1 protein-coding gene is annotated in these 246 nt (G+C 35.8%); it reads right to left on the bottom strand.

Going from position 1 to position 246, the window contains the following annotated elements:
- Positions 1–36: 36 nt before the first annotated feature.
- The coding region (locus AB4512_RS21225) for an SPOR domain-containing protein (protein WP_372175589.1) at positions 37–246 on the bottom strand (210 nt) is incomplete at its 5' end.

The raw sequence follows: 246 nt of genomic DNA, 5'->3' as shown, positions 1-246 counted from the left end.
CATTTTAACATAAAAAATGCTGACGCAAACGTTTTCCTATGGGTTTAACGGTTTAAATTTAAGCAACTGGCCTTTTAAACCCGTAATTTTTTCTAATTCCTTAATTTGTCGCTCAAGTTTGGATTTAGAGACATCAGGACCAACAATCACTCGCGTAAATGTTTTTTCTTTTTTCGTATAAGCAGGGTAACCTTGCTCTTGTAACCCTTCAGCTACAACTCTTGCATTATCTGCATTCTTCAAAGC

Origin of the sequence: Vibrio sp. 10N.222.52.B7 (assembly GCF_041474275.1) — a bacterium.
Taxonomy (GTDB): Bacteria; Pseudomonadota; Gammaproteobacteria; order Enterobacterales; family Vibrionaceae; genus Vibrio; species Vibrio crassostreae_C.
The sequence above is the reverse complement of the archived record's forward strand: the minus strand, read 5'-3'. Positions and strand labels throughout refer to the sequence as shown.